The following is a 22,503-nucleotide window of genomic DNA, read 5'->3' as shown; positions in this document are numbered from 1 at the left end:
CGTCCAGAGCCCGTTGCCAGAATGCCCGCCACACAAGGCCCGAGGGAAGTCAGGAGCAGAGGGTGGGACATCGTGGACCATGGCGGCGCCGGGACGGGCGCCGCGCAGTGAGAACGGCCCTGGCAGGCGCGGCGTCGGGGGCGCTCGCCGTGCTCGGCCTGCTCGGCGGACCCGCCGCGCACGCCGCCTCCGGCCCGGGCGGGCCGTCGGTGTACTACGTCGGCGACGACGGCGGGCTGTGGAGCTACGGGCAGCAGGCGGACGGCAGTTGGACGACCGCCGCCGCGCAGGGCCCCGCAGGGGTGGCGCCGCCCGGCGCGCCGGTGGCGGCGACCCGCCTGCCGGGCGGACCGCCGACGGCCTACCTCGTGGGTTCGGACGGCTCGCTGCTGGAGGACTGCCCGGCGACGGGCGGGCCGGTCGCGCTCACCAAGCCCGGCTTCACGGCGCCGGGCACGCACCTCACCGCCACCGTCAAGGCCGGGCACGCGCTGGTGACGGTGCCCCTGGCGGCCTTGGCGGGCCAGGTGCTGGAGATCCCGCACCCCTGCGGACCGCCCACGGCGCTGCTGGCCGGCACTCCCCTGGACGACTACAAGGGCGGTGCCCACGCCTCCACGGGGCTGAGCGACGGGGGCGACGCGCTGTTCTGGGTGGACGCCGGCGGTGCGGTACGCGTCCAGTGGCGGGCCGCGCAAACCGGCGCGGTCAGCGAGAAGCAACTCACCGCACCGGGCACCGCGAAGCCCGGGGGCGGCGTCGCGGTCGCCGACACCGAGGCCGCGGGCACCTCCACCGGGGTGGTGACGCTTCTGTTCACCGGCCACGACGGCAGGGTCTACGTGGCGCACCCGGTCGAGGGCGGCGCACTGGCCGACGTCCCGCTGCCCGACACCACCGCACCGGTCAAGGTGCCGGACGGCGCGGAACTCGCCCTGCCCGTCGGGAAGTCCGCGCTGCGGGCGGCCTGGGCGGCGGGCGACGGCACGGTCACGGTGGCCACCTTGTCCCCGGCCGGACAGTGGCAGCACACCGACGCCCTCAGCGGTCCCGGGTTCACCGCGCCCGGGTCCTCGGTCGCGACAGCGCCGCCGGCCGACGGCGGCGACGGTGGCGACGGCGAATTCTGCGGCACCTACCCGCACCGTCCGGTCCGCCGGACCGGCCCGCTGCCCGACCCACCGCAGTGGGGGTGGCAGGCGGCCGGGCCGGACAACGTGACACCGGGCGCGGTGTTCGCCTGGGCCTGACGCCCGGCGGCCGGCCGCGTGTTGAAGGAGGGCCGCCCGGACCGCGCTGGTCCGGGCGGCCCTTCGCCGTCCCTGCGGCGGTTCAGTCGATGCCCCGCAGGATGTGGGTCTCGGTGGGGTCGTCCTCGTATCCGGCCAGGCGGATGGGCGCGCAGCGGGACCAGACGTCCAGCGGTCGTTCCTCGTCGAGGAGGGCGGTGCGTTCGCCGCCCTCCGATGCCTGGTCCTTGCGCGTGAACTGTTCAGGTGACACCGAGCACTCCTTAGCGTCGCGTGGCCCGGATACGCCGACGCAGGCGCGTGCATGCGTCGTCGGCGCCCGGCTGGTTCTTCTGTCTTCGGGCGGTGCGGACGCGGTGGCGCCGTGTGGTCTCCCCTCGCGGTCCCCGGCGGGAGCCGAGGGGAAGGGCCGGAAGCGCGGCCGAGGTGCGACTGGTTCCGGGACGGGATCCACGGCCAGGTACGTGCCGAGGATCCCGCACATCACCCACAGTTTAAGCCGGGGCGACCCCCGCCACCAGCCGGTTTCCCATGTACTCCACCGAACGGCGGGACGACCCGGACGCGGGCGGCCCGGGCGCGGTTGCTACGGTTCCCCGTGCTCAACAGCGAAGAGGGACAGCGCGCGGAAGGCGCCGACGGTCGGGCGGCCCGTCCCGGCACACCGCGGACCGCCACCGCCGAGCGGCGCTCCCGGCTGCTCGCCGACATCCGCCCGCTGCGCGAACACCCCGACTTCCGGCGGCTGTGGTTCGGCAACACCGTCTCCTACGTCGGCCAGCAGATGACGTCCATGGCCGTCGCCCTGCAGGTCTATGCCCTCACCGGCTCCAGCTTCCACGTCGGCCTGGTCGGCCTGTGCACCCTGGTCCCGCTGGTCGCCTTCGGACTGTACGGCGGCGCGGTCGCCGACGTGGTCGACCGCCGCCGGCTCGGCCTGGTGACCGCCACCGGCGCACTGCTGCTGTCCGCCGCCTTGGCCGCCGTCTCGATCGCGCACATACGCGTGGTGGCGCCCCTCTACGCCATCGTCGCCCTCCAGGCGGTCTGCTTCGCCATGAACTCGCCCGCCCGCTCCTCCATGATCCCCCGGCTCCTGCCCGCCGAGCAGTTGCCCGCCGCCAATGCCCTCGCCTCACTGGCCGGCGGCGTCGGCCAGATGGCCGGACCCATGCTCGGTGGGGTGTTCGTCGGCTTCTGGGGCTACCAGGCCGCCTACCTCGTCGATGTCGCCGCCTTCACCGCCTCCCTGTACGCGATGTGGCGGCTGCCCGCCATGCTCCCCGGCGACGTGTCCGGCGGCGCGGCCCGGGCCGCCGGAGAACGCGCGGCAGCGGACGGGAGCAGGCCGGCACAAGCCGGCGCGGGCGGACCCGCGCGGGCGGACGCGGCCGCGGGGGTCGGTGGGTCCGCGGACCGGCGCGCGCGGGTGGAAACGGCCGCGGGGGACGGCGGGCCCGCGGGGGCCGGTGGGCCCGCGGCCGAGGCGGGTGCGGAGCGGCGGCGGCCCTCGGTCGCCGCCGGTCTGCGCTACCTGGCCGGGCGCCCCAACCTGCGGACCACCTTCGTCTCCGACCTCGCCGCCATGGTGCTGGCGCAGCCGCGCGTGCTGTTCCCGGCGATAGCCGGCCTCTGGTACGGCGGCGACTCCCGGACGGTCGGTCTCCTGGCCGCGGCGCCCGCGGCCGGGGCACTGCTCGGGAGCGTGTTCTCCGGCTGGCTCGGCCGGGTCCACCGGCAGGGCCTGGCCGTGCTCGTGGCCGTCGCCTCCTGGGGCCTGGCCGTGGCCGTCTTCGGCCTGACCCGCGACCTCCCGCTCGGCCTCTTCTTCCTCGCCCTCGCCGGCTGCGCCGACACGGTCTCCATGGTCTTCCGCAACACCATGCTCCAGGCCGCCGCCCCCGACGACATGCGCGGCCGGCTCCAGGGAGTCTTCCTCGTCGTGGTCGTCGGCGGTCCGCGCCTGGGCGACTTCCTCGCCGGATCGGTCTGCGACCTCTTCTCGCCGACCGCGGCCGTCGTCGGCGGCGGCCTGGCCTGCGTCGCGGCCATCACCCTTGTCGGCCTCCTCCAGCGCGGCTTCGTCCGCTACGACGCGAGGAATCCGGTGGCCTGAGCCCGGCTCCGGTGCGACGGGCCGCGTCGCGGGCGCCCGGTGCGCCGCCCCCTTTCCGGTGCGCGCAGGCGGCAGCCCCGGACCGCGGTATCGCTCCCCACCCTCCCCGTCCCTGGCCGCACGCCCTCTTCCGGGCGCGAGGGCGGGGTCAGCGCAGCACGGCCGTGCGCGGCGCGAGCGGCTCGGGACGGTCGGACGGCCGGTGCGGGCCCCCAGGGTTCGAGGCCGCGGGGTTCGAGGGCGCGGGCGATGCGGGCGGGAAGCCGAGGGCCGCGAACAGGGCGGGTATCAGCGGCTCGACGGAGGACGCCTTTGAGCGCAGGACCGCCTCCACCCGCGCCGGATCCCGGTCCCCGCCGAAGCCCGCCGCGCGGGCCCAGGCCAGGGCGCCGCGGGCGTCCACCGGCACGCCCGCGTCCAGGGCGGCGCGCTTGCGGGCGACGGCGGCGGCGAAACCGGGGCCGCCGATCCACATCGCCGGATCGGACACGTCGTCCGGCACCTCCGCCAGCTTCTCGGCGGCCGCGTCCAGGTTCAGCCACGCCTCCCACCAGCCGCCGGCCGGGGTGAGTCCGCGGGCCAGCCCGTACCGCCCGCCGTGGACGGACACCGCGCACGCCGGCGCCCGCGTCCACGCGACCAGGTCCCGCAGCACCGACGGCGGGTCGGCCGCCGACCCGCCGTACCCGCACCGCACGGACTGCCAGCCGCCCGGCCGCACGTCCTGCGCCGACACCGACCACCCGGCGCGGCGGAAGACGGGCGCCTGCGGCAGCGGCGCCGCGCTGCGTCCCGTCACGATCTCCCCGCTGAACCCCGTCCCCATGACCGCCTCCCCGCGGATCCCCATCGAGTCCATGCGGAAAACGGTAGAGGCACCCACTGACAAAACCCCTGACCAGCTGATTCGTCCTCAGCGCGACAAGGCGGCCTCGGCGCCCGCCGTCACGCCCCGGGGACCTCCGCCACGTACACCCACAGTCCCGCCTCGCGCACGAAACGGCTGTTCTCGCGCTGCTCGCCGTCACGGCCGCGGATGCGGAAGCGGGCCCGGAAGTCGACCCTGCCCTCCTCGTGGAAGGCGGTGCCACCCTCGGTGGCCAGCACCTCCAGACCGGTCCACCGCAGGTCCGCGTCGAAATCGACGGACGGCGGCCGCGTCGCGGCGGACCAGGTGCGCAGCAGGTAGCCGGCGTCGTGTACGACGAAGGCGCTGTAGCGGGACCGCATCAGCCGTTCCGCCGTGGGCGCGGCGCCGCTCCCCGCGTGGAGGAGCCCGCAGCACTCCCCGTACGTCGCGGGCAGACCGCAGGGGCACGGAGCCGAAGGGCCGAGCGGGGCGGGGGAGGCGGGGGAGGTGGGGACGGTACGGCGTCGCGGCATGACCCGATTGTCCCATCCGGCCCACGCCCGCCCGCGCGGCCCCGCCGTCCGCGTCCACCTGCGTCCACCTGCGCCCGCGTGCCCCCGCCGTCCGCCAACCGCTCCCGCCCGCTCCCGGTCCCAACCGCTCCCGCTCCCACCCGCCCCCGGTCCCGCCCGCTCCCGCCCGGACCCGCTGTCCGCCGCCCGCGCGGCCCGCCGTCGGCCGCCCGCGGCCCCCGTTCCAGCCGAACGGTCCGCCGCCATTGGCCGCACCCGCTGGTTTTGTCCGCCGCCGGACGGAAAAGCGCTCACCATGGTGCAAATCGGGTACACGATGATGACGGAGCAGGCCGGCCCCAGGGACCTCGTCGACCACGTGGTCGCCGCCGAGCGGGTGGGCTTCGACTTCTCCGTCACCTCCGACCACTACTTCCCCTGGCTGGAGTCGCAGGGCCACTCGCCGTACGCCTGGAGCGTGCTGGGCGCCGCCGCGCAGGCGACCACCCGCATTCCGCTGATGACGTACGTGACCTGTCCGACCACCAGGTACCACCCGGCGGTCGTCGCGCAGAAGGCGGCGACCATGCAGTTGCTGTCCGAGGGCAGGTTCCGGCTGGGCCTGGGCTCGGGGGAGAACCTCAACGAGCACGTGGTGGGCGGCGGCTGGCCCGCGGCCTCGGTCCGGCTGGAGAAGCTGGAGGAGGCCGTCGGCATCATCAGAACCCTGCTGTCGGGCTTCGAGGTCAGCGAGCGGGGCCGCCACTTCGATGTGCGCGGCGCCCGGCTGTGGGACCTTCCCGACACCCCGCCGCCCATCGGGGTCGCCGTCTCCGGCGACCGCTCCTGCGCGATCGCCGGCCGGCTCGCCGACCTCGCCGTCTCCACCGAGCCCAAGCCGTCACTGCTGGCCGCCTTCGACAAGTACGGCGGGTCGGGCAAGCCCCGCGTCGGCCAGGTGCCGGTCTGCTACGACACCGACCGCGACGCGGCGATCGCCCGGGCGCACGACGAGTTCCGCTGGTTCGGCTCCGGCTGGAAGGTCAACTCGGAACTGCCGAACCCGGCCGGCTTCGCCGGCGCCACGCAGTTCGTACGGCCGCGGGACGTCGCCGAGGCGATCCCGTGCGGCGACGACGTCGGCGCCTTCGTCGAGGCGGTGCGTCCGTTCGCGGAGGCGGGGTTCGACGAGGTCGCGCTCGTCCAGATCGGCGGCGACCACCAGGAGCCGTTCCTGGACTGGGCCGAGAAGGCGCTGCTGCCCGCACTGCGCGACGCCTTCTGACCGCCCGCCGGCCGCGCCCCGTCGCCCCGCCTGCGACCGCGGCGCTGCCCGCCCGCTGTTCTCGTCCCGCCAGGCAGGAAGGAACCACCGTGAGCACCCCGCAGGACCAGGCCACCGACCCCGCCGCGCACGTCACGGTCACCCTCGACAGTTGCTGCAAGGAGGACGCGCAGGCCGTGCTCGCCGCGCTCCAGGGCAGTTTCGCCTCCGACCGGGCCCGGGACGACGCCCCGGGCGACGCGCCGAACGGGCGTCCCATCGTGTGGACCGCGACGTTCGACGTCTCCCGCACCCTTGGGCTGCCCGGCCCGGCCCGTCTGACCGAGCCGGTCACCGTCACCGCCCAGGGCGGCTACCACGCGGTGGACAGGCTGCGCGAGAGCCTCGCCGAGGCGTTCGCCGTCCGGATCCTCGGCACCGCCTCCGGCGACCAGGAGGAGGAGGTCACGTTCCGGCTGGCCAACCGGTAGGCGCGGCGGCCCGTCCGCGGGCCCGGAACCAGGGCGGCCGGGCCTGCCCCGGTTTCGGGACCGCGGACGGGGACAGACGTGCCCGTGGCATCGGAGTGGCCCGCAAGGGCGTGTCCCCGCGGGGACCGCGCCGCGCCCCGGACCGCCGGGTATACCGGGCGGAGTCCGCCGGACGCGGGCGAGGGGCGAGGGCCGAAGGTCGAGGGAGGCGATCGCGGATGGTGCGGGGAGCGGTGGCGGCCGCGGTCGGCGTACTGGTGTGGTGGGGTTTGCTGTTCCTGCTGTACGTGGTCCTGATCTCCGGCGTCCCGCCGCTGGAGGTGATGGTCGGCGCGGGCTTCGCGCTGCTCGGCGCGATCGCGGCCGAGGCGCTGCGGAGGGCCGAGCACCCGAAGGCGCGGTGGGGACCGCGTCTGGCGTCCGCCGCCGCGGCCTTCCCGCTCACGCTGCTGCGCGAGACCGGCCAGTTGGCCGCCGCCACCTTCCGCGCCCTGCGCGGCGCCCGGGAGTTCGGCACCGTCGTGACCGTGCGGCTGCCGCGCGACACCAGCGCGGCGATCGGCGCCACGCTGCTGTCGGCCAGTCCCGGCAGCTGCGTCATCGACATCACCGGCCCCGCCGATTCCCCCGCCGATTCCCCCGACACGTCCGCCGACACCCCGAGCCCCGGGCACGACCTGACGGTTCACGTGCTGGCCGATCCGCCCTCCCCCGTCGAACGGGCCCTGGGCGGAAGGAGGTTGCCGTGAACGTGTGGCTGTCCGCCGCCTGCGTGCTGCTGCCGGGCGGGTTCGCGCCGTGCCTGTGGCGGGCCTGCCGCGGCGAACCCCGGCAGCGACTGGCCGCCATGGCGCTGGCCGGCGTGATGGCCGTGGCCGTCTTCCTGCTCACCGCGCGCGGCATGCACCGCACCTCGTACGTGGACCTGGCGCTGGTCGGCGCGGTGCTGGCGCCCGCCGGGACGCTGGTGTTCGCCCGCTGTCTGGCCGGCGGGACGGGGCGCACCCCCGGTGAATGGCGGCGCGCGGGGGCGGAGAGGTGAACGCCGGTCATGTCCTCGCCGTCGCCCTGCTGGTGTGCGGTTGCGCCGCACTGCTGCTGTCCGCGCTCGCGCTGACCGTGCTGCCCACCCCGTACACCCGGCTGCACGCGCTCGCGCCGGCCACCAGCCTGGGGGTGCCGCTGATCTGCCTGGCGCTCGCGCTGGACGCCGGCGGCGGCCGCCAGGCGGTGAAGGTCCTGGTCATCGGGGCGCTGACGGCCGTCTCGGGGCCCGCGCTGACCATCGTCATCGGCCGGGTCATGGCCCGGCAGGGCGAGGAGCCCGCGCCGGGCGGCGGTGAGCCGCCGGCATGAACACCGCGCCCGCCGCAGTCGACTACCTGGTGATCGCCGCCCTCGCGCTGGTCACCGTGACGGCCACCGCCGCCGCCTGGACCCGTGACCCGGTACGGCAGTCCGTCGTGCTGGCCGTCCTCGGGCTGAGCCTGTCCCTGCTGTTCCTGTTCGCGCAGGCCCCCGACGTGGCGCTCTCGCAGCTCGCGGTGGGCAGCGCGGTCACGCCCCTGCTGATCCTCCTGACGGTGCGCAAGGTACGGCGCGGCGCACTCGACGAGGAGGGCCGTGGGCCCGGCGGCCGGGAGGAGGGCAAGTGACGCGAACCGCCAGGTCCGTGCTGTTCCTGGCCGCCGCGGCGGTGTTCGCCGCGGCCTTCGCCGCCGCCTGCGCCGGACTGCCCGATTTCGGTACGCGGCACCATCCCTACGGAGCCCGCGCGGTGCGAGCCGCGCTCGACCACCGCACCGCCAACGTGGTCTCCGCGGTCAACTTCGACCAGCGCGCCCTGGACACCCTCGGCGAGGAGTCCATCCTGTTCGGCGCGGTCCTCGGCGCGGTGGTGCTGCTGCGCCGGGCCCGCGACGAGGACCGCGCCGCCCCCGAGCCCGGCCGGGTCCTGCCGTCCACCCTGCTGCTCGGCGCGGGCCTGCTGCCGGTCACGGTGCTGGTCGGCGCGTACGTCGTGGCCCACGGGCAGCTCAGCCCGGGCGGCGGCTTCCAGGGCGGGGTGGTGCTGGCCACCGGGCTGCACGTGGCGTACGTGGCCGCCGACTACCGGGTGCTGCGCCGGGTGCGGCCGCTGGCGTTCTTCTCCGCGCTCGACGCGGTCGGGGCCGGCGCCTTCACCGCGCTCGGCCTGGCCGGGCTGATCGCCGGCGCCGCCTACCTGCAGAACGTCGTCCCGCTCGGCACGTTCGGCACGCTGTCCTCGGCCGGCCTGGTACCGCTGGTGAACGCGGCCGTCGGTGTCGAGGTCGCCTCGGGAGTGATCGTGCTGCTGGCCCAGTTCCTCGACCAGGCCGTGGAGATCGCCTCGCCGGACGGGAACGGCGCGGATCCGGCGGGCTCACCCGGCGACGACCGCGACGACCGCGACGACCGCGACGGAGATGACGACCGCGACGGAGATGACGGCCGGTGAGCTTCGTACCCTTCCTCGCCGCGGGCTGGATCTTCCTCGTCGGCGTCCACGGCTTGGTGACCAGCCGCAACCTCGTGCACGCCGTCGGCTGCCTGGCCGTCGCCCAGTCGTCCACGTACGTGCTGCTGCTCGGTGTCGGCTACCGCAGCGGCGCGACCGCGCCGGTCTTCGCCGACGTGCCGACGAGCACTCCCGTGGTCGATCCGGTGGTGCAGGCGCTGGTGCTGACCGACATCGTGGTGGGCGCCACCATCACCGCGCTGCTGCTGAGCCTGGTCATCCAGATCCGCAAGCGGACCGGGACCGTGGACCCCGAACACCTCACCGATCTGAAGGGCTGAGGGGGCGCCGGTGCCGGACACGGTCGACCTCCTCCCGCTGGCCGTCGCGATCCCGCTGCTGGGCGCCGCCGTCCTCGTCCTCGTCGGCCGCTTCCTGCCGCGTCCGGCGGTGGACGTGCTCGCCACCGCGTTCGCCGCCGCCGACGCCGCGTGCCTGGGCCTGCTGTGGGCGCGGGCCGGGGACCGGCGGGTGGTGTCGTGGATCGGCGGCTGGCGGCCGCACGGCGGGCACGGCGTGGGCATCGTCCTGGTCGGCGACCGGATCGGCATCGGCCTCGCCGTGCTGGTCACCGCCCTGATCCTGGCCGTACTCGTCTACTCCTGGCGGTACTTCGACGAACCGCCGAGCGGCCATCCGGGTGCCTTTCCCGCGCTGCTGCTGCTGTTCGAGGCCGGCATGTGCGGATTCGCCCTGACCGGCGACCTGTTCAACGCCTTCGTGTTCTTCGAGCTGATGGGCGTGGTCGCCTACGCGCTGACCGGCTACCGCATCGAGGACCCCCGCCCGCTGCACGGCGCCCTCACCTTCGGCGTCGTCAACTCCCTGGCCGCGTACGCCTCCCTGCTCGGCATCGGCCTGCTCTACGCCCGCACCGGCGAGCTCGGCATGGCCCAGACCGGCCAGGAGCTGGCCGGCCGCGGCGCGGACGCCCTGACCGTGACCGCGTTCGTCCTGATCGTCGTGAGCATGCTGGTCAAGGCGGCGGCCGTGCCGTTCCACTTCTGGCTGCCCGACGCCCACGCGGTCGCGCCCAGCCCGGTGTGCATGCTGATGTCGGGCGTGATGGTGGAACTTGGGGTGTACGGGGCGGCGCGCGTGTACCTGGTGGTGTTCGCGGGACCGGGCGGGATCCCACCGGACGCCTGGACCCGCACCATGGCCGGCCTCGGTGTGGTGACCGCGGTCACCGGGGCGGTGATGTGCTGGCAGCAGCGGCACCTCAAGCGGCTGCTGGCCTTCTCCACCATCGGCCACACCGGGCTGTGGCTGCTGGGCCTGGGCCTGCTGCGCCCCGGCGCCACCACCGGCACGGCGCTGTACGTGGCCGGGCACGCCGGGGTGAAGGCGGCCCTGTTCGGCCTCACCGGTGTCCTGCTGGACCAGCACGGCTCGGTCGACGAGCACGGCCTGTACGGGCGCGGGCGCGGCTCGCCCGGCACCGGCGTGCTGTTCGCCGTCGGGGGGCTCGCGCTGGCCGGGCTGCCGCCGTTCGGGACCGGACTGGGCAAGGCGGTCGCCGAGCACGCGGCCGGGTGGTACGCGCCCTGGCTGCCCGCGGTGTACGTGCTGGTGTCCGCGCTCACCGGGGGCGCCGTGCTCCGCGCCGCCCTGCGGGTCTTCTGGGGCGCCGGTCCGCGGCCCACCCGCAGCCACTCGGACGTGGAGACCACCGGTGAGGGCGAGGAGCCCGAGGTCCGCGACCCCAGGCGCCGGGTGCCCCCGACCATGACCGGTGTCCCGGCGGCGCTTCTGCTCGGCGCCCTCCTCGTCGGCACCGTGCCCGGCGTCGGCGAGGCCGTGGCCCGCGCGTCCCTGGCCTTCGACGACCGCACCGGCTACGTCGCCGACGTCCTCGGCCTGCCCGCGCCCGCCCTGGCCCGGCCCGTCCCCGAGGCCGGCTGGACCCCGGCCGGCGTGCTGCTCGGCCTGCTGTCCGCGGCCCTGGCCGCCGCCGCTGCCGCGGCCGCCGTGTGGCTTCCCGGCCGCCTCCCGGCCGCCGCCCGGGTCCGCCGCGCCGCCGCCACCGGCGACCGGCGGCTCGTCCTGCCGCTGCGGCGCCTGCACTCGGGCCTGCTCGGCGACTACGTCGCCTGGCTGACGGTGGGGCTGGCGGTGCTGCTGATCTCGCTCGGGGCGCAGCTGTAGGTGGAGATGTAGCCGCAGATGCAGCGGCGGCCCCCCGCGGCGTGGTCGGCGCCCCACGCGCCTGCCCGCGGCCCCGGCCGCCCCGGCGGCCCTCAGGCCGCCCGCGCGTGCTCGCGCACCCGGCCGGCCGCGTCCTTGTCGAGCGCCACCCGCACCAGCGCGGCGGCCAGCGTCGCCGGTCCCGCGTCGCCCGCGAGCGCGGCGAGCGCCTTCGGCTCGTCGGGCAGGCCCAGCTCGCGCGCGCCCCGCAGGGCCTTGCCGTCGATGTACGGCGCCGCCTCGGGCCAGACCGCCTGGGCCTCGCGCAGGAAGATGTCGGCGCCCGTCGGGCCGAGCCCGGGGAAGCGGCGCAGTTCCCGCCTGAGCCGGTCCACGTCGCCGCCCGCCCGTCGGCGCAGCTCGCGCAGGTCGCCGCCGTACTCCTCGGCGGCCAGCCGGGCGCCGTCGCCGAGCTGGGTCGCGGTCCGCTCGTCGTAGCGCCGGTAGCCGCCGCGGCCGAGCGCGTCCACCCGCTGCTGCCAACTCGCTTCGGCCATCCGCCGGGGGTCGCGCATCCCCGACCCGCTCAGCTCCCTGGCCGCCGCCACCGCGGTGTCCGCCCGGATCCGCGCGCTCAGCAGGCAGGCCAGCACCAGCAGCCGATACAGCGGCTGCGGGGTGTCCTTCAGGGCGATACCCGCCTGCTGCGCGTACGTCCGCCCGTACTCCTCCAGCAGCGCCCGTACGGTGTCGCGCTGTGTCGGGGCCATCTGCTCCACCTCCTGCCGGTGCGCGGGGGACCGGCGCCCGCGGCGCCGGGCGGCCGGTGCCGGTGACCGCGCACCTCGGGTACCCGGCCGCGCCCCGCGGCAACCGCTCGTCCGGGCGCCCGCCATGCGTGCCTGCCGTCGCGCCCACCGCCGTACCGCCCCGCCGTGCCGCCGGCCGGCCCGCTCAGCCGGCCGCGTGGGCGGCGCGCACCGCCGCCACCGTGTCGGCCTGGTCGGCGGTCTTGTCCTCGCGGTAGCGGATCACCCGGGCGAAGCGCAGCGTCAGGCCCGCCGGGTAGCGCGGCGAGGTCTGGACGCCGTCGTACGCGATCTCGACCACAAGCTCGGGGCGGACGGTCACCGTGAAGCCGTCGTCACGCACCGCCAGTTCACTCAGCCGCTCGGTCTGCCAGTCCAGCAGGGCGTCCGTCAGCCCCTTGAAGGTCTTGCCGAGCATGACGAACGAGCCGTCCTCGGCACGGGCGCCCAGGTGCAGGTTGGAGAGCTTGCCGGTGCGCCTGCCGTGGCCGCGCTCGGCTGCCAGCACCACCAGGTCGAGGGTGTGCACGGGCTTGACCTTCAGCCAGGAGGTGCCGCGCCGGCCCGCCGCGTACGGGCTGCCCGCGGCCTTGACGACGACCCCCTCGTGCCCGCGGTCCAGGGCCTGCGACCAGAACTCCTCGGCCGCCCGCGCCTGGTCGGGGTCGGCCGGGTCGGACACCAGGGCGCCGCGCACCCTCAGTTCCGCCGGCACCAGCTCCTCCAGGGCGGCGTGCCGCCGCGTGTACGGCTCGTCCAGCAGGTCGCGGCCCCCCACCGACAGCACGTCGAAGAACACCGCGTGCACCGGCAGGGCGCGGGCCGCCGCCGCCACGTCCACGCGGGAGGCGACCCGGCCCGCGGTCTCCTGGAAGGGCCTCGGGCGGCCCGTCGGGTCCAGGGCGATGACCTCGCCGTCCAGGACGAACTCCCGCGCGGGCAGACCCTCGGCCGCCGCCACGATCTCGGGCAGCCGGACCGTGACGTCGTCCAGCGTGCGGGTGAAGATCCGCACGCCCAGTCCGTGGCGATGCACCTGCACCCGGATGCCGTCCAGCTTCTCCTCCACCGCGCACGGCCCCAGCTTGGCCAGGGCCTGCGCCACCGACGCGGCGGTGCTCGCCAGCATCGGCAGCAGCGGCCGGCCCACGGTCAGCGAGAACTCCCCGAGCGACCCGGGGCCGCGCGCCAGCAGGGCTCGGGCGACCGGCTCCAGCGCGCCCGCCAGCATCACCGCCCGCCGCACGTCCGCCGGCGCGGCGCCGGTCGCCGCCGCGAGCCCCTCCACGGCGGCGGCGTCCAGCGCGCCCTGCCGCACCTCACCCGTGATCAGGCCCAGCAGATAGTGCTGCTCATCGGCGGTGGCCCGGGCGAACAGGTCCTGCAGCAGCGCCCGGCGGGCGGCCTGCGCGCCGGTGCCGGACACCTCCGCGACGGCGGTCAGGCCCGCGTCCACCTCCCGTACCGTCAGCGACGGCCGGTCCGCGGGCGCCGCGCGGTCGCGCAGCACGGACCAGCCCACGCCGAGCCGGCCCTGCGGCATCCGGCCGGCCAGGTAGGCGATGGCAATCGGCACGTCCTCGGGCTCGGTCGCCCGGAAGAAGCCGGCCAGCAGCGCGGTCTTGCGGGACCTGGCGGAGGTCCTGGCGATCTCCCGGGAGACGCGGGCGACTTCGGCGAAGAGCATGACCCCATCCTGCGACCGGCCGCGCCATCACGCGCGGGAGGCATCGACTGTTCGAATGTCTGTACGATACTGCGGTAAAGTGGCAAGCATGCACCACCTGCAAGCGTCCTTGTTCGCCGCCGGCGGCCCCGCCCTCGGCGACCTGGCCGCGGCACGCCGCACCCACCTCGGGCGCGGCGCCTGGATCGACGTCCTGCCCGGCTGGCTCGCCGGCGCCGACGACCTGTTCGAGGAGCTCGCCGGCGGCGTCCCGTGGCGCGAGGAGCGGCGCCAGATGTACGACAACGTGGTCGCGGTGCCGCGCCTGCTGTCGTACTACGGCGCGGGCGAACCCCTGCCGCATCCCGTGCTCGCCGAGGCCCGCGACCTGCTCACCACGCACTACGCGGCGGAGCTGGGCGAGCCGTTCGTCACCGCCGGGCTGTGCTACTACCGCGACGGGCGCGACAGCGTCGCCTGGCACGGGGACCGCATCGGGCGCGGGGACGCCCAGGACACGATGATCGCCATCGTCTCCCTCGGCGAACCGCGGCCGCTCCTGCTGCGTCCGCGCGGCGGCGGGCCCACCGCGGTGCGCCGGCCGCTCGGCCACGGCGACCTGATCGTCATGGGCGGCTCCTGCCAGCGCACCTGGGACCACGCCGTGCCCAAGACGCGGGCGGACGTCGGCGGCCGGATCAGCGTCCAGTTCCGGCCCCGCGGGGTCAACTGACGCCGCGCGCGGTCGCCCGGAACCCGACGGGGGCCTGGCCGGCCACCGCTCAGCCGCGGCCCGCGGGCCGCGGCTCCTGGGCCAGGCCCTCACAGGGCCGCGACATGGCCGCCGGCGGGCGGGAGCCACCGCCGAAGATGTCGAGCAGCGCCACCACCAGGGCCAGCGCGGCGAGCCCCGTCGCGGTCAGGACGCCGAGCTGGAAACCGCCCGCCCAGTCCGCGTGACCGGCGCCTACGCGCGAGAAGAACACCGAGCCGACCGCCGCGACGCCCGCCGCGGAACCGATCCGCTGCGCCGTCTGCAGCACGCCGCCCGCGCTGCCCGCCCGGGCCACCGGCACCTCGCTCAGCGTCAGGGTCTGGTTGGGCGCGATGACGAGACCGCTGCCGAGGCCGGCGAACAGCAGCGGCCCGGCCGTCGCCCAGCCCACGGTGCGGCCGGTGTCCAGGTGGACCGCAAGCGCCGCCGCCAGCAGCCCGGCCAGCACCATGCCCAGCCCCACCGCCACCAGCGGCCGGCCGAACCGGCTCACGATCCGGCCGCCGACCGTCGCCGCGACCGTGGAGCCCAGGGCGAACGGCATGATCGACAGGCCCGCCTCCAGCGCCGAGTACCGCATCCCGTTCTGCAGGTACAGGGTGAGGATGAAGAAGATCGCGGTGAAACCGGCGAAGTACACCAGCGACAGCAGCACCCCGAGGCCGTAGGAACGCTGCCGGAACAAGGTCAGGTCGACCAGCGGGGCGCGCCGCCGGGCGTAGAACCGCTCCCAGCCGGCGAAGCCGGCGAGGATCGCGAGGGCGAGCGGCACCAGCAGCCACTTCAGCGCGCCCTTCCACTGCTGCTCCTGGACGAACGGCAGCAGCAGCACCACCGTGCCCACGCCCAGCAGGCCCACCCCGACCGGGTCGAGGTCGCCCCGCGCCTTACGGCCGTCCTCCGGCGGCGGGGGAGGGGGCAGCAGCCGGTGGGCCAGCGGCAGCGCGGCCAGGCCGATCGGCAGGTTGACGTAGAACACCCACCGCCAGCCCTCGTGCGGTCCGAAGGCCTGGATGAGCAGCCCGCCGAGCAGCGGGCCGACCGCCGTTGACACGCCGATGGTCGAGCCGAGGATGCCGAACGCCCTGCCCCGCTCGGCGCCGCGGAACATCTGCTGGATGAAGCCGGACACCTGCGGTACGAGGATGCCGCCGGCGAGCCCCTGCAGCAGCCGCGCCAGCACCAGCCACGTCTCGTCGCGGGCGGCGCCCGCCAGCGCGCTGGTCGCGGTGAACATGGCCAGGCCCACCATGAACACCGCACGCCGGCTGCGGACGTCTCCGGTGCGTCCGGCGGGCACCAGCACCAGGCCGAACATCAGCGCGTAGCCGGACAGCACCCACTGCAGGCCGCTCTGGGAGGCGTGGATGCCCGTGCGGATGGACGGCAGGGCGACATTGACGATGCTGATGTCCAGCAGGGTCATGAAGCTCGCGGTCAGGCACACCGCCAGGGCCGGCCAGCGCCGGTCCGGACCGTCGCCGGGCCCGTCGCCGGGGTGTTCGGGCGCGGGGCCCTGCGCTGTGCCCACGGGGTGAGTCCTTTCCCTCGCGCGTCCCGCGCGTACGCCGGTCGCGTGCCCGGCACCTGCGGCCGCCATGCCTTGTGTGCCCCGGCGGGCCGGCGGTCATGCGGTGGGGGTCCCCCATCCGGGGTAGGCGAGCCGGCATGACGACCATGGGGCCCACGCTGGGCGTGGAGGAGGAGTACCTGCTGCTCGACGGCGGCACCGGGCTGCCGTCGCCGAGCGCCGGCCTGGTGCAGGCCGCGGCCCACCTGGAACCTGTGCTGGGCCGCGGGGAGGTCGAGAGGGAGCTGCTGCAGGCGCAGATCGAGGTGGCCACCCCGGTGTGCTCGGGGCTGGAGGAGGTCACCGCCCATCTGACCCGCTTCCGCCGGGCCGTGGCGGCCGCCGCGGAGCGCACGGGCTGCCGCCTGGCCGCGACCGGCGGCGCCCCGATGTCCGCCGGCCACACGGTGCCCGTCACACAGAGCAGGCGCTACCGCGAGATGCGCGCCGACGCGGCCCGCCTGGTGGACGAGCAGCTCATCTGCGGCATGCACATCCACGTCGCGGTGCCGGACCGGTCGGCGGGCGCCGCAGCGCTGGGCAGGCTGCGCCCGTGGCTGCCGGTGCTGGTCGCGCTCGGCGCCAACTCCCCGTTCTGGGACGGCCGCGACACCGGCTTCGCCAGCTGGCGCACCGTGGTCTTCGGCCGCTGGCCGGTCAGCGGCTCGCCGCCGTTCGTCTCCGGCGGCGCGGAGTACGAACGCCGGGTCGGCGCGGTGCTGGCCACCGGGGTCATCCGGGACCGCAAGCAGATCTACTGGCACGCCCGGCTGTCCGAGGGCTACCCGACCCTGGAGGTGCGGGCCCCCGACGTCCAGCTCGACGTCGACAGCGCGGTCACCCTCGCCGGCATCTCCCGCGGCCTGGTCGCGACCGCGCTGCGCGAGGCTCGGCACGGAGTGCGCCCGCTCGACCCGCCCGGCAGCATCCTGTACGCATCCGGCTGGCACGCCGCCCGGCACGGCCTGGACAACGACCTGGTCGACCCCCGGTACGGCACCCCGGGCAGCGCCGCCGAGGTGGTGGGCGCGCTGCTGGAGCACATCGGGCCCGCCCTGGACGACGTGGGCGACACCGACCGCGTCACGGACGGCGTCCGGCGCCTGATTGAGAACGGTACGGGTGCCGGCCGGCAGCGCCGGGCCATGTCCAACGGCGGCCTGGGCGAGCTGCTCGACCTGATCGCGCCGCTGCACGGCGTCCCGGGCGGCGGGACGCGGAAGGCCGGCGCGGCCGGCGGGTCCGGCGCGCAGGGGAGCGGCGCGACGCGCGGTCACCCGCCGGAGGGGGAGAGGATGACCCTGCCCGCCGGGTCGGGCACTGCCGGGAAGGAGCGATACGGACATGGCGGAGGATGACGACGACCGCGGCGTCGACGAGTGGGGCCGTCACGAGACCCCCGACGAGCGCGCCGACCGCCGCTGGGGGGACCTGCTGCAGGAGCTGAGGGTCGCCCAGACCGGTGTGCAGATCCTTTTCGGCTTCCTGCTGACCGTGGTCTTCCAGCAGCGCTTCACCCAGTTGTCGGACACCGACCGGCACATCTACGTCGTCACGGTCTTCCTCGGCGCGGCCACCACCGGCGCGCTGGTCGGGCCGGTCGCCATGCACCGCATCCTCACCGGCCGGCGGCTGAAGAGCCAGACGGTCACCGTGGCGTCCCGGCTGACCGTGCTCGGCCTGCTGTTGCTGCTGTGCACGATGACGTCCTCGATGCTGCTGGTGCTGCGGCTGGCGATGCGCGACAGCGGGGCGGTCTGGCTGGTCGCGGTGATCGTGGCGTGGTTCGTGCTGTGCTGGTTCGTCCTGCCGCTGTGGACCAGGTACCGCAGCGCGTCCGGCGACCGGTGAGCGCATGATGGAGACGTGGTGGCGAGCGCAATGCCCGTTTCCGTACCGGACGCCCGGGTAGGCGACGGTGCGTAGTCGCGGAAGGCGGGGAAGGCACCGGCCGTCCCTCGTCCTCCCGCCCGTCGACGTAGGACCGAAAGGACGTGAGGTTCCGTGCGAACCGCATTCCTGGTGGCACCCGAGGGCGTCGAACAGGTCGAACTGACATCACCCTGGCAGGCGCTCTCCCAGACGGGGGACACGCCGCAGCTGGTGTCCACCCGTTCCGGCACGATCCAGGCATTCGACCACCTGGACAAGGCCGACACCTTCCCCGTCGACGCGACCGTGGAGCAGGCCGCGGCCGACGACTTCGACCTTCTGGTGCTGCCCGGCGGGGTCGCCAACCCGGACTTCCTGCGGATGGACGCCAAGGCGGTCGCCTTCGTCAAGGCCTTCTTCGAGGCCGGCAAGCCTGTCGCGGCCATCTGCCACGCCCCCTGGACGCTGGTGGAGGCCGACGAGGTGCGCGGCCGCACGCTCACGTCGTGGCCGAGCCTGCGCACCGACATCCGCAACGCCGGCGGCACCTGGGTCGACGAGCAGGTCCAGGTGTGCCGGGCGGCTCCCGGCACGCTGATCACCAGCAGGAAACCGGACGACCTGCCGGCGTTCAACCAGGCGGTCCTTCGTGAAGTGGGTGCGTTGACATGACAGACCCCCGAGGCGGCGACGAGTCCGGCATGGGCGACGAGGTCTACCAGCCGGACCGGAGCGAGATCCGTGAGGACACCGGTCCCCTGGAACCCGAGGACACCCTGGAGGACCGGGGCCTGGACGAGGTCCTGGACGAGGGGTACTCGCCGCCCGAACGGCCCTACGCCGTGGAGGACACCGGCACCACCGCGCGCGAGCAGCGCACGGGCGAGTCGCTGGACCGCAGGCTGTCCCGGGAGGAGCCGGAGGGACCCGGCGCGGCAGGGGACGGCATCGGCGACACCTCCGACACCGACGGCGAGCCGCTCGACGACGAGGTCGGCGACCGCCGCTCCGGCCGGCTGGTCGGCCCCGACGAGGGCGCCCACCCCCGGCGTGACGGCGTGACCGGCGAGGACATCGGCATCGACGGCGGCGCGGCGAGCGCGGAGGAGGCGGCCGTGCACGTCGTCGGCGCCGAAGCCGGAGCCGACACCGGGGAGACAGCGGCGACGGATGCGCCGCCCGGCGCCGCGCCCGACCCGCCCGAGCGCGGGCGGCTGGGCGGCAGGCTGCACGCCTTCCGCCGACGGGACCGCGGCGAGGCCGCGGACGGGGAGGGCCGGGAGCGGCGCGGCGGGAGCGGCGCGGTCCCCGAGGGCGTGGCCGCCAGCCTGATCACCTCCGGCGGCATGCTGCTGGCGATGGTGGAGGACGTGCGGATGCGCGAGGCCCACCGGCCCGAGGAACTGCGGCAGCTCGCCGACACCTTCGCCCGGCACAACGCGGCGAAGGAGGCCACGGTGCTCAAGGTGCTCGACCGCCACCACGTGGCCGGGCAGGTCGTCGAGCGCGACCGCCAGGAGGGCACCTTGCTGCAGGACATCCTCGATCGGGCCCTCATGGGCCGGCACCCCTCGGACACCCACACCCTCACCGTGGACGGCGCCCTGGCGCAGATGTACCAGTACCTCTTCCACGAGCGCCGCGACCTCGTGCCCGCCCTGCAGCGGACGGTGCCGCGCGAGGAGAGCGAGACGCTGGCCGCCGCCTTCGAGGCCATAGACAACGGGTAGCGGGAACGGACGGCACGCGCGTGGCCGGTCCCCGGGCGCCGCCGGGACGGCCACGCGGCGCGACGGGACCGGCGACCCCGTTGCGAAGATCGCCGAGGTGGGGGCGCATACTGGCGCGGTCAGCACACGTGTCCGAGCCGCCCGCCGACAGCGCAGGCGCGCAGGAGACGGCGCGGAACGGTACGGGACGCGAGAAGGGGCGCGAGGGCAGTGGAGTCCGCGGACGGCCGGCGCGGGACGGCGCCGGAGCCATCGGCGGCCCCGGGAAGCGGGGGGCCCGACCCGGCTTTCTCGCACCCCGCGCTGTTCTACCGCGGAGACGACGAGTACCTCGACGCCACCGTGGCCTTCGTACGCCAGGGCCTGGCCGTGGGCGAGCCGGTGGCGGTCGCCGTGCCCGCGCCCCGCCTCGCCCTGCTGCGCACCGCCCTGGGCGGCAGCGCCGACGCCGTGCACTTCACCGACATGTCCGCGGCCGGGCGCAATCCGGGGCGGATCATCCCCGGCGTGCTCCGCGCCTTCTGCGACACCCGGGGCCCGGGCCCGGTCCGGATCATCGGCGAGCCGGTCTGGCCGGGCCGCAGCGAACTGGAGTACCCCGCCTGCGCCCAGCACGAGGCCCTGATCAACATGGCCTTCCACGGGCGGGCGGCGACCATCCTGTGCCCGTACGACGCCCGCGCGCTGGCCCCCGGGGTGCTCGCGGACGCCTGGGCCACCCATCCCGTCGTCATCGAGAACGGCAGCGAGCGGCGCAGCCGGGCCTACGCGCCCGAGCACGTCGTGGCCGCGTACAACACCCCGCTGCCCGAGCCCCGGCACCCCGCGGTCTTCGCCTTCGACGACGAACGCCTGCGGGAGGCGCGGGAGTTCGCGGTACGGGTGGCCGCGGGGTTCGGGGCCGGCCGGACCGGGCTGGAGGACCTGTCGCTCGCGGTCGCCGAACTCACCACCAACAGCGTGCTGCACGGCGGCGGGTCGGGCGAGATCCGGCTGTGGGCCGAGGACGGCCACCTCGTGTGCGAGGTACGCGACCGCGGCCGGCTCGCCGACCCGCTGGCAGGCCGCCGCGTCCCCCCGCCGGGCAGGCCCGGCGGGCGCGGCCTGCTGATGGTCAACCACCTCGCTGACCTGGTCCGCACCCAGACCGGCCCGCGCGGCACCGTCATCCGCGCCTACCTGGCGCTTCCCGCCGCGCCCGGCCGCGGCCACGGGGGCGGCGTCCCGAGCGCGCCCCCGTCGCCCGCCGGCCACTGACGCCCGCAGGCCCCCTCCTGAGGCGCGCGAGGCGCGGAGAACCGCGGGTCCCGGCGTCCGCCTTCGTCTCCTGAAGGCACCGCACACCCCCTTGACGGCCAGGCGGCGGACTGGCTTCATGTGGTGCGATCGACGTGGGAGCGCTCCCAAGGCTCCGCGGCCGGTCCTCCCCCCACACACCGGTGAAGGGATCACCGAAGTGACACGCCTCCTGGCCAGACTCCGCACCCGCCCGCGGCGCGGCCGCCGGCTGCGCCCGGCGCTCGCCGCCCTGACCGCGGCCGCCGCGCTGCTGCTGCCGGCGGCCGCGATCCAGCCGGCGCACGCCGCGACCGTGCGCACGTGCGACCCGCAGGGCGTCATCGCGGCCGGCGACTACACCATCCAGGCCAACGAGTGGAACTCCACGGCCCAGCAGTGCATCACCTACACCGGTGGCACCGCCTGGTCGGTGGACACCGCCGACTTCAACCTGAGCGGCGGCGCCCCGGCCACGTACCCGTCCATCTTCAAGGGTTGCCACTGGGGCGAGTGCACCCCGAACAGCGGGCTGCCCATCCAGGTGAGCAAGCTGGGCAGCGCCGTCAGCTCGTGGAGCACCACGCAGCCCGCGTCGGGCGCCTACGATGTCGCGTACGACCTGTGGATCAACTCCACGCCCACCACCTCGGGACAGCCCGACGGCACCGAGATCATGATCTGGATCAACTCCCGAGGCGGCGTGCAGCCGTTCGGCGGGAAGACCGGCACCTCCTCGGCGGCGGGCCACAACTGGGACGTGTGGACCGGCCAGCAGACCTCCTGGAAGATCATCTCCTACGTCCTGCAGGGCGGCGCCACCGCGGTGAACAACCTGGACGTCAAGGCGCTCATCGCCGACGCCACCAACCGCGGCTCGGTCAACCCCTCGCACTACCTCATCGACGCCGAGGCGGGCTTCGAGATCTGGCAGGGCGGGCAGGGCCTGGCCACCAACAGCTTCTCCTTCAGCGCGAGCACGGGCGGGAGCACCGGCGGCGACACCCAGGCCCCGTCCACCCCGGCCGGCCTCACCGTGACCGGCACCACCGCGTCGTCCGCCTCGCTGAGCTGGTCCCCCTCGACCGACAACGTCGGCGTCACCGCCTACGACGTGTACCGCGGCGGCACACTGGCGGGCACCACGGCCGGCACCTCGTTCACCGACACCGGGCTGGCCGCCTCGACGCCCTACACCTACACCGTCAAGGCCCGCGACGCGGCGGGCAACACCTCGGCGGCCTCGGCCGCGGTGACCGCCACGACCGCGGCCTCCGGCGGCGGTACCGGCAGCGGGTGCACGGCCACCTACACCGTCGCCAGCGACTGGGGCAACGGCTTCACCGCCGACGTCACCGTCACCAACAAGGGGTCGGCGCCGACCCATGGCTGGACGGTGAGCTGGACCTACGCCGGGAGCCAGCAGGTCACCAACGCCTGGAACGCCACCGTCACCCAGTCGGGTGCCTCGGTGAGCGCGGCCAACCTGGGCTACAACGGGGCCATCGCCCCGGCCGCCGCCACCCAGTTCGGCTTCCAGGGCACCTACAGCGGCAGCAACCCGGTCCCCACGCTGACCTGCACGGCGAGCTGACCGCGGCGGACAGCGGCGGACACCGGCGGACAGCGGCACGACCGAAGCCGGCGTGGCCGGGCC

23 protein-coding genes and 1 pseudogene are annotated in these 22,503 nt (G+C 75.6%); 18 read left to right on the top strand and 6 right to left on the bottom strand.

Features of this window, described 5'->3' with window-relative positions:
- Positions 1–107: 107 nt before the first annotated feature.
- A complete protein-coding gene (locus K7G61_RS14445) occupies positions 108–1,250 on the top strand; it encodes a hypothetical protein (protein WP_225847188.1) in 1,143 nt (380 codons plus the stop codon).
- Between the two features lie 82 nt (positions 1,251–1,332).
- Here K7G61_RS14445 and K7G61_RS14440 read toward each other — a convergent pair whose 3' ends face one another.
- Complete coding sequence (locus tag K7G61_RS14440; RefSeq protein ID WP_225847187.1) at positions 1,333–1,503, bottom strand: hypothetical protein; 171 nt, start codon at positions 1,501–1,503, stop codon at positions 1,333–1,335.
- A gap of 345 nt (positions 1,504–1,848) precedes the next feature.
- On the opposite strand from K7G61_RS14440, the gene K7G61_RS14435 reads away from it, so the two are divergent.
- Complete coding sequence (locus K7G61_RS14435; RefSeq protein WP_374204130.1) at positions 1,849–3,366, top strand: MFS transporter; 1,518 nt, start codon at positions 1,849–1,851, stop codon at positions 3,364–3,366.
- 148 nt (positions 3,367–3,514) lie between these two features.
- Here the strand turns inward: K7G61_RS14435 and K7G61_RS14430 are convergent, their stop codons facing one another.
- Both K7G61_RS14430 and K7G61_RS14425 read right to left on the bottom strand, forming a co-directional pair.
- On the bottom strand, positions 3,515–4,225 hold the full coding sequence (locus K7G61_RS14430) for a hypothetical protein (protein WP_225847186.1): 711 nt from the start codon (positions 4,223–4,225) through the stop codon (positions 3,515–3,517).
- An 86-nt stretch (positions 4,226–4,311) separates the two neighbouring features.
- Entirely contained in the window at positions 4,312–4,749 is a 438-nt protein-coding gene (locus tag K7G61_RS14425; RefSeq protein ID WP_225847185.1) for a YchJ family protein, read from the bottom strand.
- 295 nt (positions 4,750–5,044) lie between these two features.
- Between K7G61_RS14425 and K7G61_RS14420 the strand changes: the two genes are divergently transcribed.
- The 9 genes from K7G61_RS14420 (at position 5,045) to K7G61_RS14380 (ending at position 11,170) form a co-directional block, all read left to right on the top strand.
- Positions 5,045–6,013 carry an LLM class F420-dependent oxidoreductase gene (locus K7G61_RS14420; protein WP_225847184.1) on the top strand — a complete coding sequence of 323 codons (969 nt, stop codon included), beginning with the start codon at positions 5,045–5,047 and terminating at the stop codon, positions 6,011–6,013.
- Between the two features lie 89 nt (positions 6,014–6,102).
- Positions 6,103–6,483: a hypothetical protein gene (locus K7G61_RS14415; RefSeq protein ID WP_225847183.1), complete on the top strand. Its 381-nt coding sequence runs from the start codon at positions 6,103–6,105 to the stop codon at positions 6,481–6,483.
- A 218-nt stretch (positions 6,484–6,701) separates the two neighbouring features.
- Positions 6,702–7,232, top strand: coding sequence for a Na+/H+ antiporter subunit E (locus K7G61_RS14410; RefSeq protein ID WP_225847182.1), 531 nt, complete (start codon positions 6,702–6,704; stop codon positions 7,230–7,232).
- The gene (locus K7G61_RS14405; protein ID WP_225847181.1) at positions 7,229–7,525 is read left to right on the top strand and encodes a monovalent cation/H+ antiporter complex subunit F; all 297 of its coding nucleotides are present in this window, start codon (positions 7,229–7,231) and stop codon (positions 7,523–7,525) included. Before K7G61_RS14410 ends, K7G61_RS14405 begins: the two co-directional genes overlap by 4 nt.
- On the top strand, positions 7,522–7,839 hold the full coding sequence (locus tag K7G61_RS14400; RefSeq protein ID WP_225847180.1) for a monovalent cation/H(+) antiporter subunit G: 318 nt from the start codon (positions 7,522–7,524) through the stop codon (positions 7,837–7,839). Before K7G61_RS14405 ends, K7G61_RS14400 begins: the two co-directional genes overlap by 4 nt.
- Positions 7,836–8,138, top strand: coding sequence for a DUF4040 domain-containing protein (locus K7G61_RS14395; protein ID WP_225847179.1), 303 nt, complete (start codon positions 7,836–7,838; stop codon positions 8,136–8,138). The genes K7G61_RS14400 and K7G61_RS14395 overlap by 4 nt, the downstream gene beginning before the upstream one ends.
- Positions 8,135–8,962: an MnhB domain-containing protein gene (locus K7G61_RS14390; protein WP_374204129.1), complete on the top strand. Its 828-nt coding sequence runs from the start codon at positions 8,135–8,137 to the stop codon at positions 8,960–8,962. The genes K7G61_RS14395 and K7G61_RS14390 overlap by 4 nt, the downstream gene beginning before the upstream one ends.
- Complete coding sequence (locus K7G61_RS14385) at positions 8,959–9,303, top strand: sodium:proton antiporter (protein ID WP_225847178.1); 345 nt, start codon at positions 8,959–8,961, stop codon at positions 9,301–9,303. The genes K7G61_RS14390 and K7G61_RS14385 overlap by 4 nt, the downstream gene beginning before the upstream one ends.
- Positions 9,304–9,313: 10 nt before the next feature.
- Positions 9,314–11,170, top strand: a complete 1,857-nt coding sequence (locus K7G61_RS14380) for a complex I subunit 5 family protein (RefSeq protein ID WP_225847177.1) — start codon at positions 9,314–9,316, stop codon at positions 11,168–11,170.
- Positions 11,171–11,262: 92 nt separating this feature from the next.
- Here the strand turns inward: K7G61_RS14380 and K7G61_RS14375 are convergent, their stop codons facing one another.
- Both K7G61_RS14375 and K7G61_RS14370 read right to left on the bottom strand, forming a co-directional pair.
- A complete protein-coding gene (locus K7G61_RS14375; RefSeq protein WP_225847176.1) occupies positions 11,263–11,919 on the bottom strand; it encodes an endonuclease in 657 nt (218 codons plus the stop codon).
- A 184-nt stretch (positions 11,920–12,103) separates the two neighbouring features.
- Positions 12,104–13,645: an ATP-dependent DNA ligase gene (locus K7G61_RS14370; RefSeq protein ID WP_225847175.1), complete on the bottom strand. Its 1,542-nt coding sequence runs from the start codon at positions 13,643–13,645 to the stop codon at positions 12,104–12,106.
- A gap of 88 nt (positions 13,646–13,733) precedes the next feature.
- On the opposite strand from K7G61_RS14370, the gene K7G61_RS14365 reads away from it, so the two are divergent.
- The gene (locus K7G61_RS14365; RefSeq protein ID WP_225847174.1) at positions 13,734–14,357 is read left to right on the top strand and encodes an alpha-ketoglutarate-dependent dioxygenase AlkB; all 624 of its coding nucleotides are present in this window, start codon (positions 13,734–13,736) and stop codon (positions 14,355–14,357) included.
- 49 nt (positions 14,358–14,406) lie between these two features.
- On the opposite strand, the gene K7G61_RS14360 is transcribed toward K7G61_RS14365, so the two are convergent.
- Positions 14,407–15,999: an MFS transporter gene (locus K7G61_RS14360; RefSeq protein ID WP_374204128.1), complete on the bottom strand. Its 1,593-nt coding sequence runs from the start codon at positions 15,997–15,999 to the stop codon at positions 14,407–14,409.
- A gap of 68 nt (positions 16,000–16,067) precedes the next feature.
- Between K7G61_RS14360 and K7G61_RS14355 the strand changes: the two genes are divergently transcribed.
- The 6 genes and pseudogenes from K7G61_RS14355 to K7G61_RS14330 all read left to right on the top strand — a co-directional run bounded on the left by K7G61_RS14355 (position 16,068) and on the right by K7G61_RS14330 (position 22,440).
- Complete coding sequence (locus K7G61_RS14355) at positions 16,068–17,327, top strand: glutamate--cysteine ligase (RefSeq protein WP_225847172.1); 1,260 nt, start codon at positions 16,068–16,070, stop codon at positions 17,325–17,327.
- Complete coding sequence (locus K7G61_RS14350) at positions 17,314–17,820, top strand: DUF6328 family protein (protein WP_374204127.1); 507 nt, start codon at positions 17,314–17,316, stop codon at positions 17,818–17,820. The genes K7G61_RS14355 and K7G61_RS14350 overlap by 14 nt, the downstream gene beginning before the upstream one ends.
- 153 nt (positions 17,821–17,973) lie before the next feature.
- A complete protein-coding gene (locus K7G61_RS14345; RefSeq protein WP_225847171.1) occupies positions 17,974–18,513 on the top strand; it encodes a type 1 glutamine amidotransferase domain-containing protein in 540 nt (179 codons plus the stop codon).
- Positions 18,510–18,980: pseudogene (locus tag K7G61_RS14340) on the top strand (DUF5709 domain-containing protein); the annotation flags it as partial. The gene K7G61_RS14345 and the pseudogene K7G61_RS14340, both read left to right, overlap by 4 nt.
- Before the next feature lie 801 nt (positions 18,981–19,781).
- Complete coding sequence (locus tag K7G61_RS14335; RefSeq protein WP_308190634.1) at positions 19,782–20,828, top strand: sensor histidine kinase; 1,047 nt, start codon at positions 19,782–19,784, stop codon at positions 20,826–20,828.
- A gap of 199 nt (positions 20,829–21,027) precedes the next feature.
- Complete coding sequence (locus tag K7G61_RS14330; RefSeq protein WP_308190633.1) at positions 21,028–22,440, top strand: cellulose binding domain-containing protein; 1,413 nt, start codon at positions 21,028–21,030, stop codon at positions 22,438–22,440.
- Positions 22,441–22,503 lie beyond the last annotated feature (63 nt).

The organism is Streptomyces sp. HPF1205, from assembly GCF_020400825.1.
Taxonomy (GTDB): domain Bacteria; phylum Actinomycetota; class Actinomycetes; order Streptomycetales; family Streptomycetaceae; genus Actinacidiphila.
This window is presented reverse-complemented; position numbering and strand designations above follow the sequence as displayed.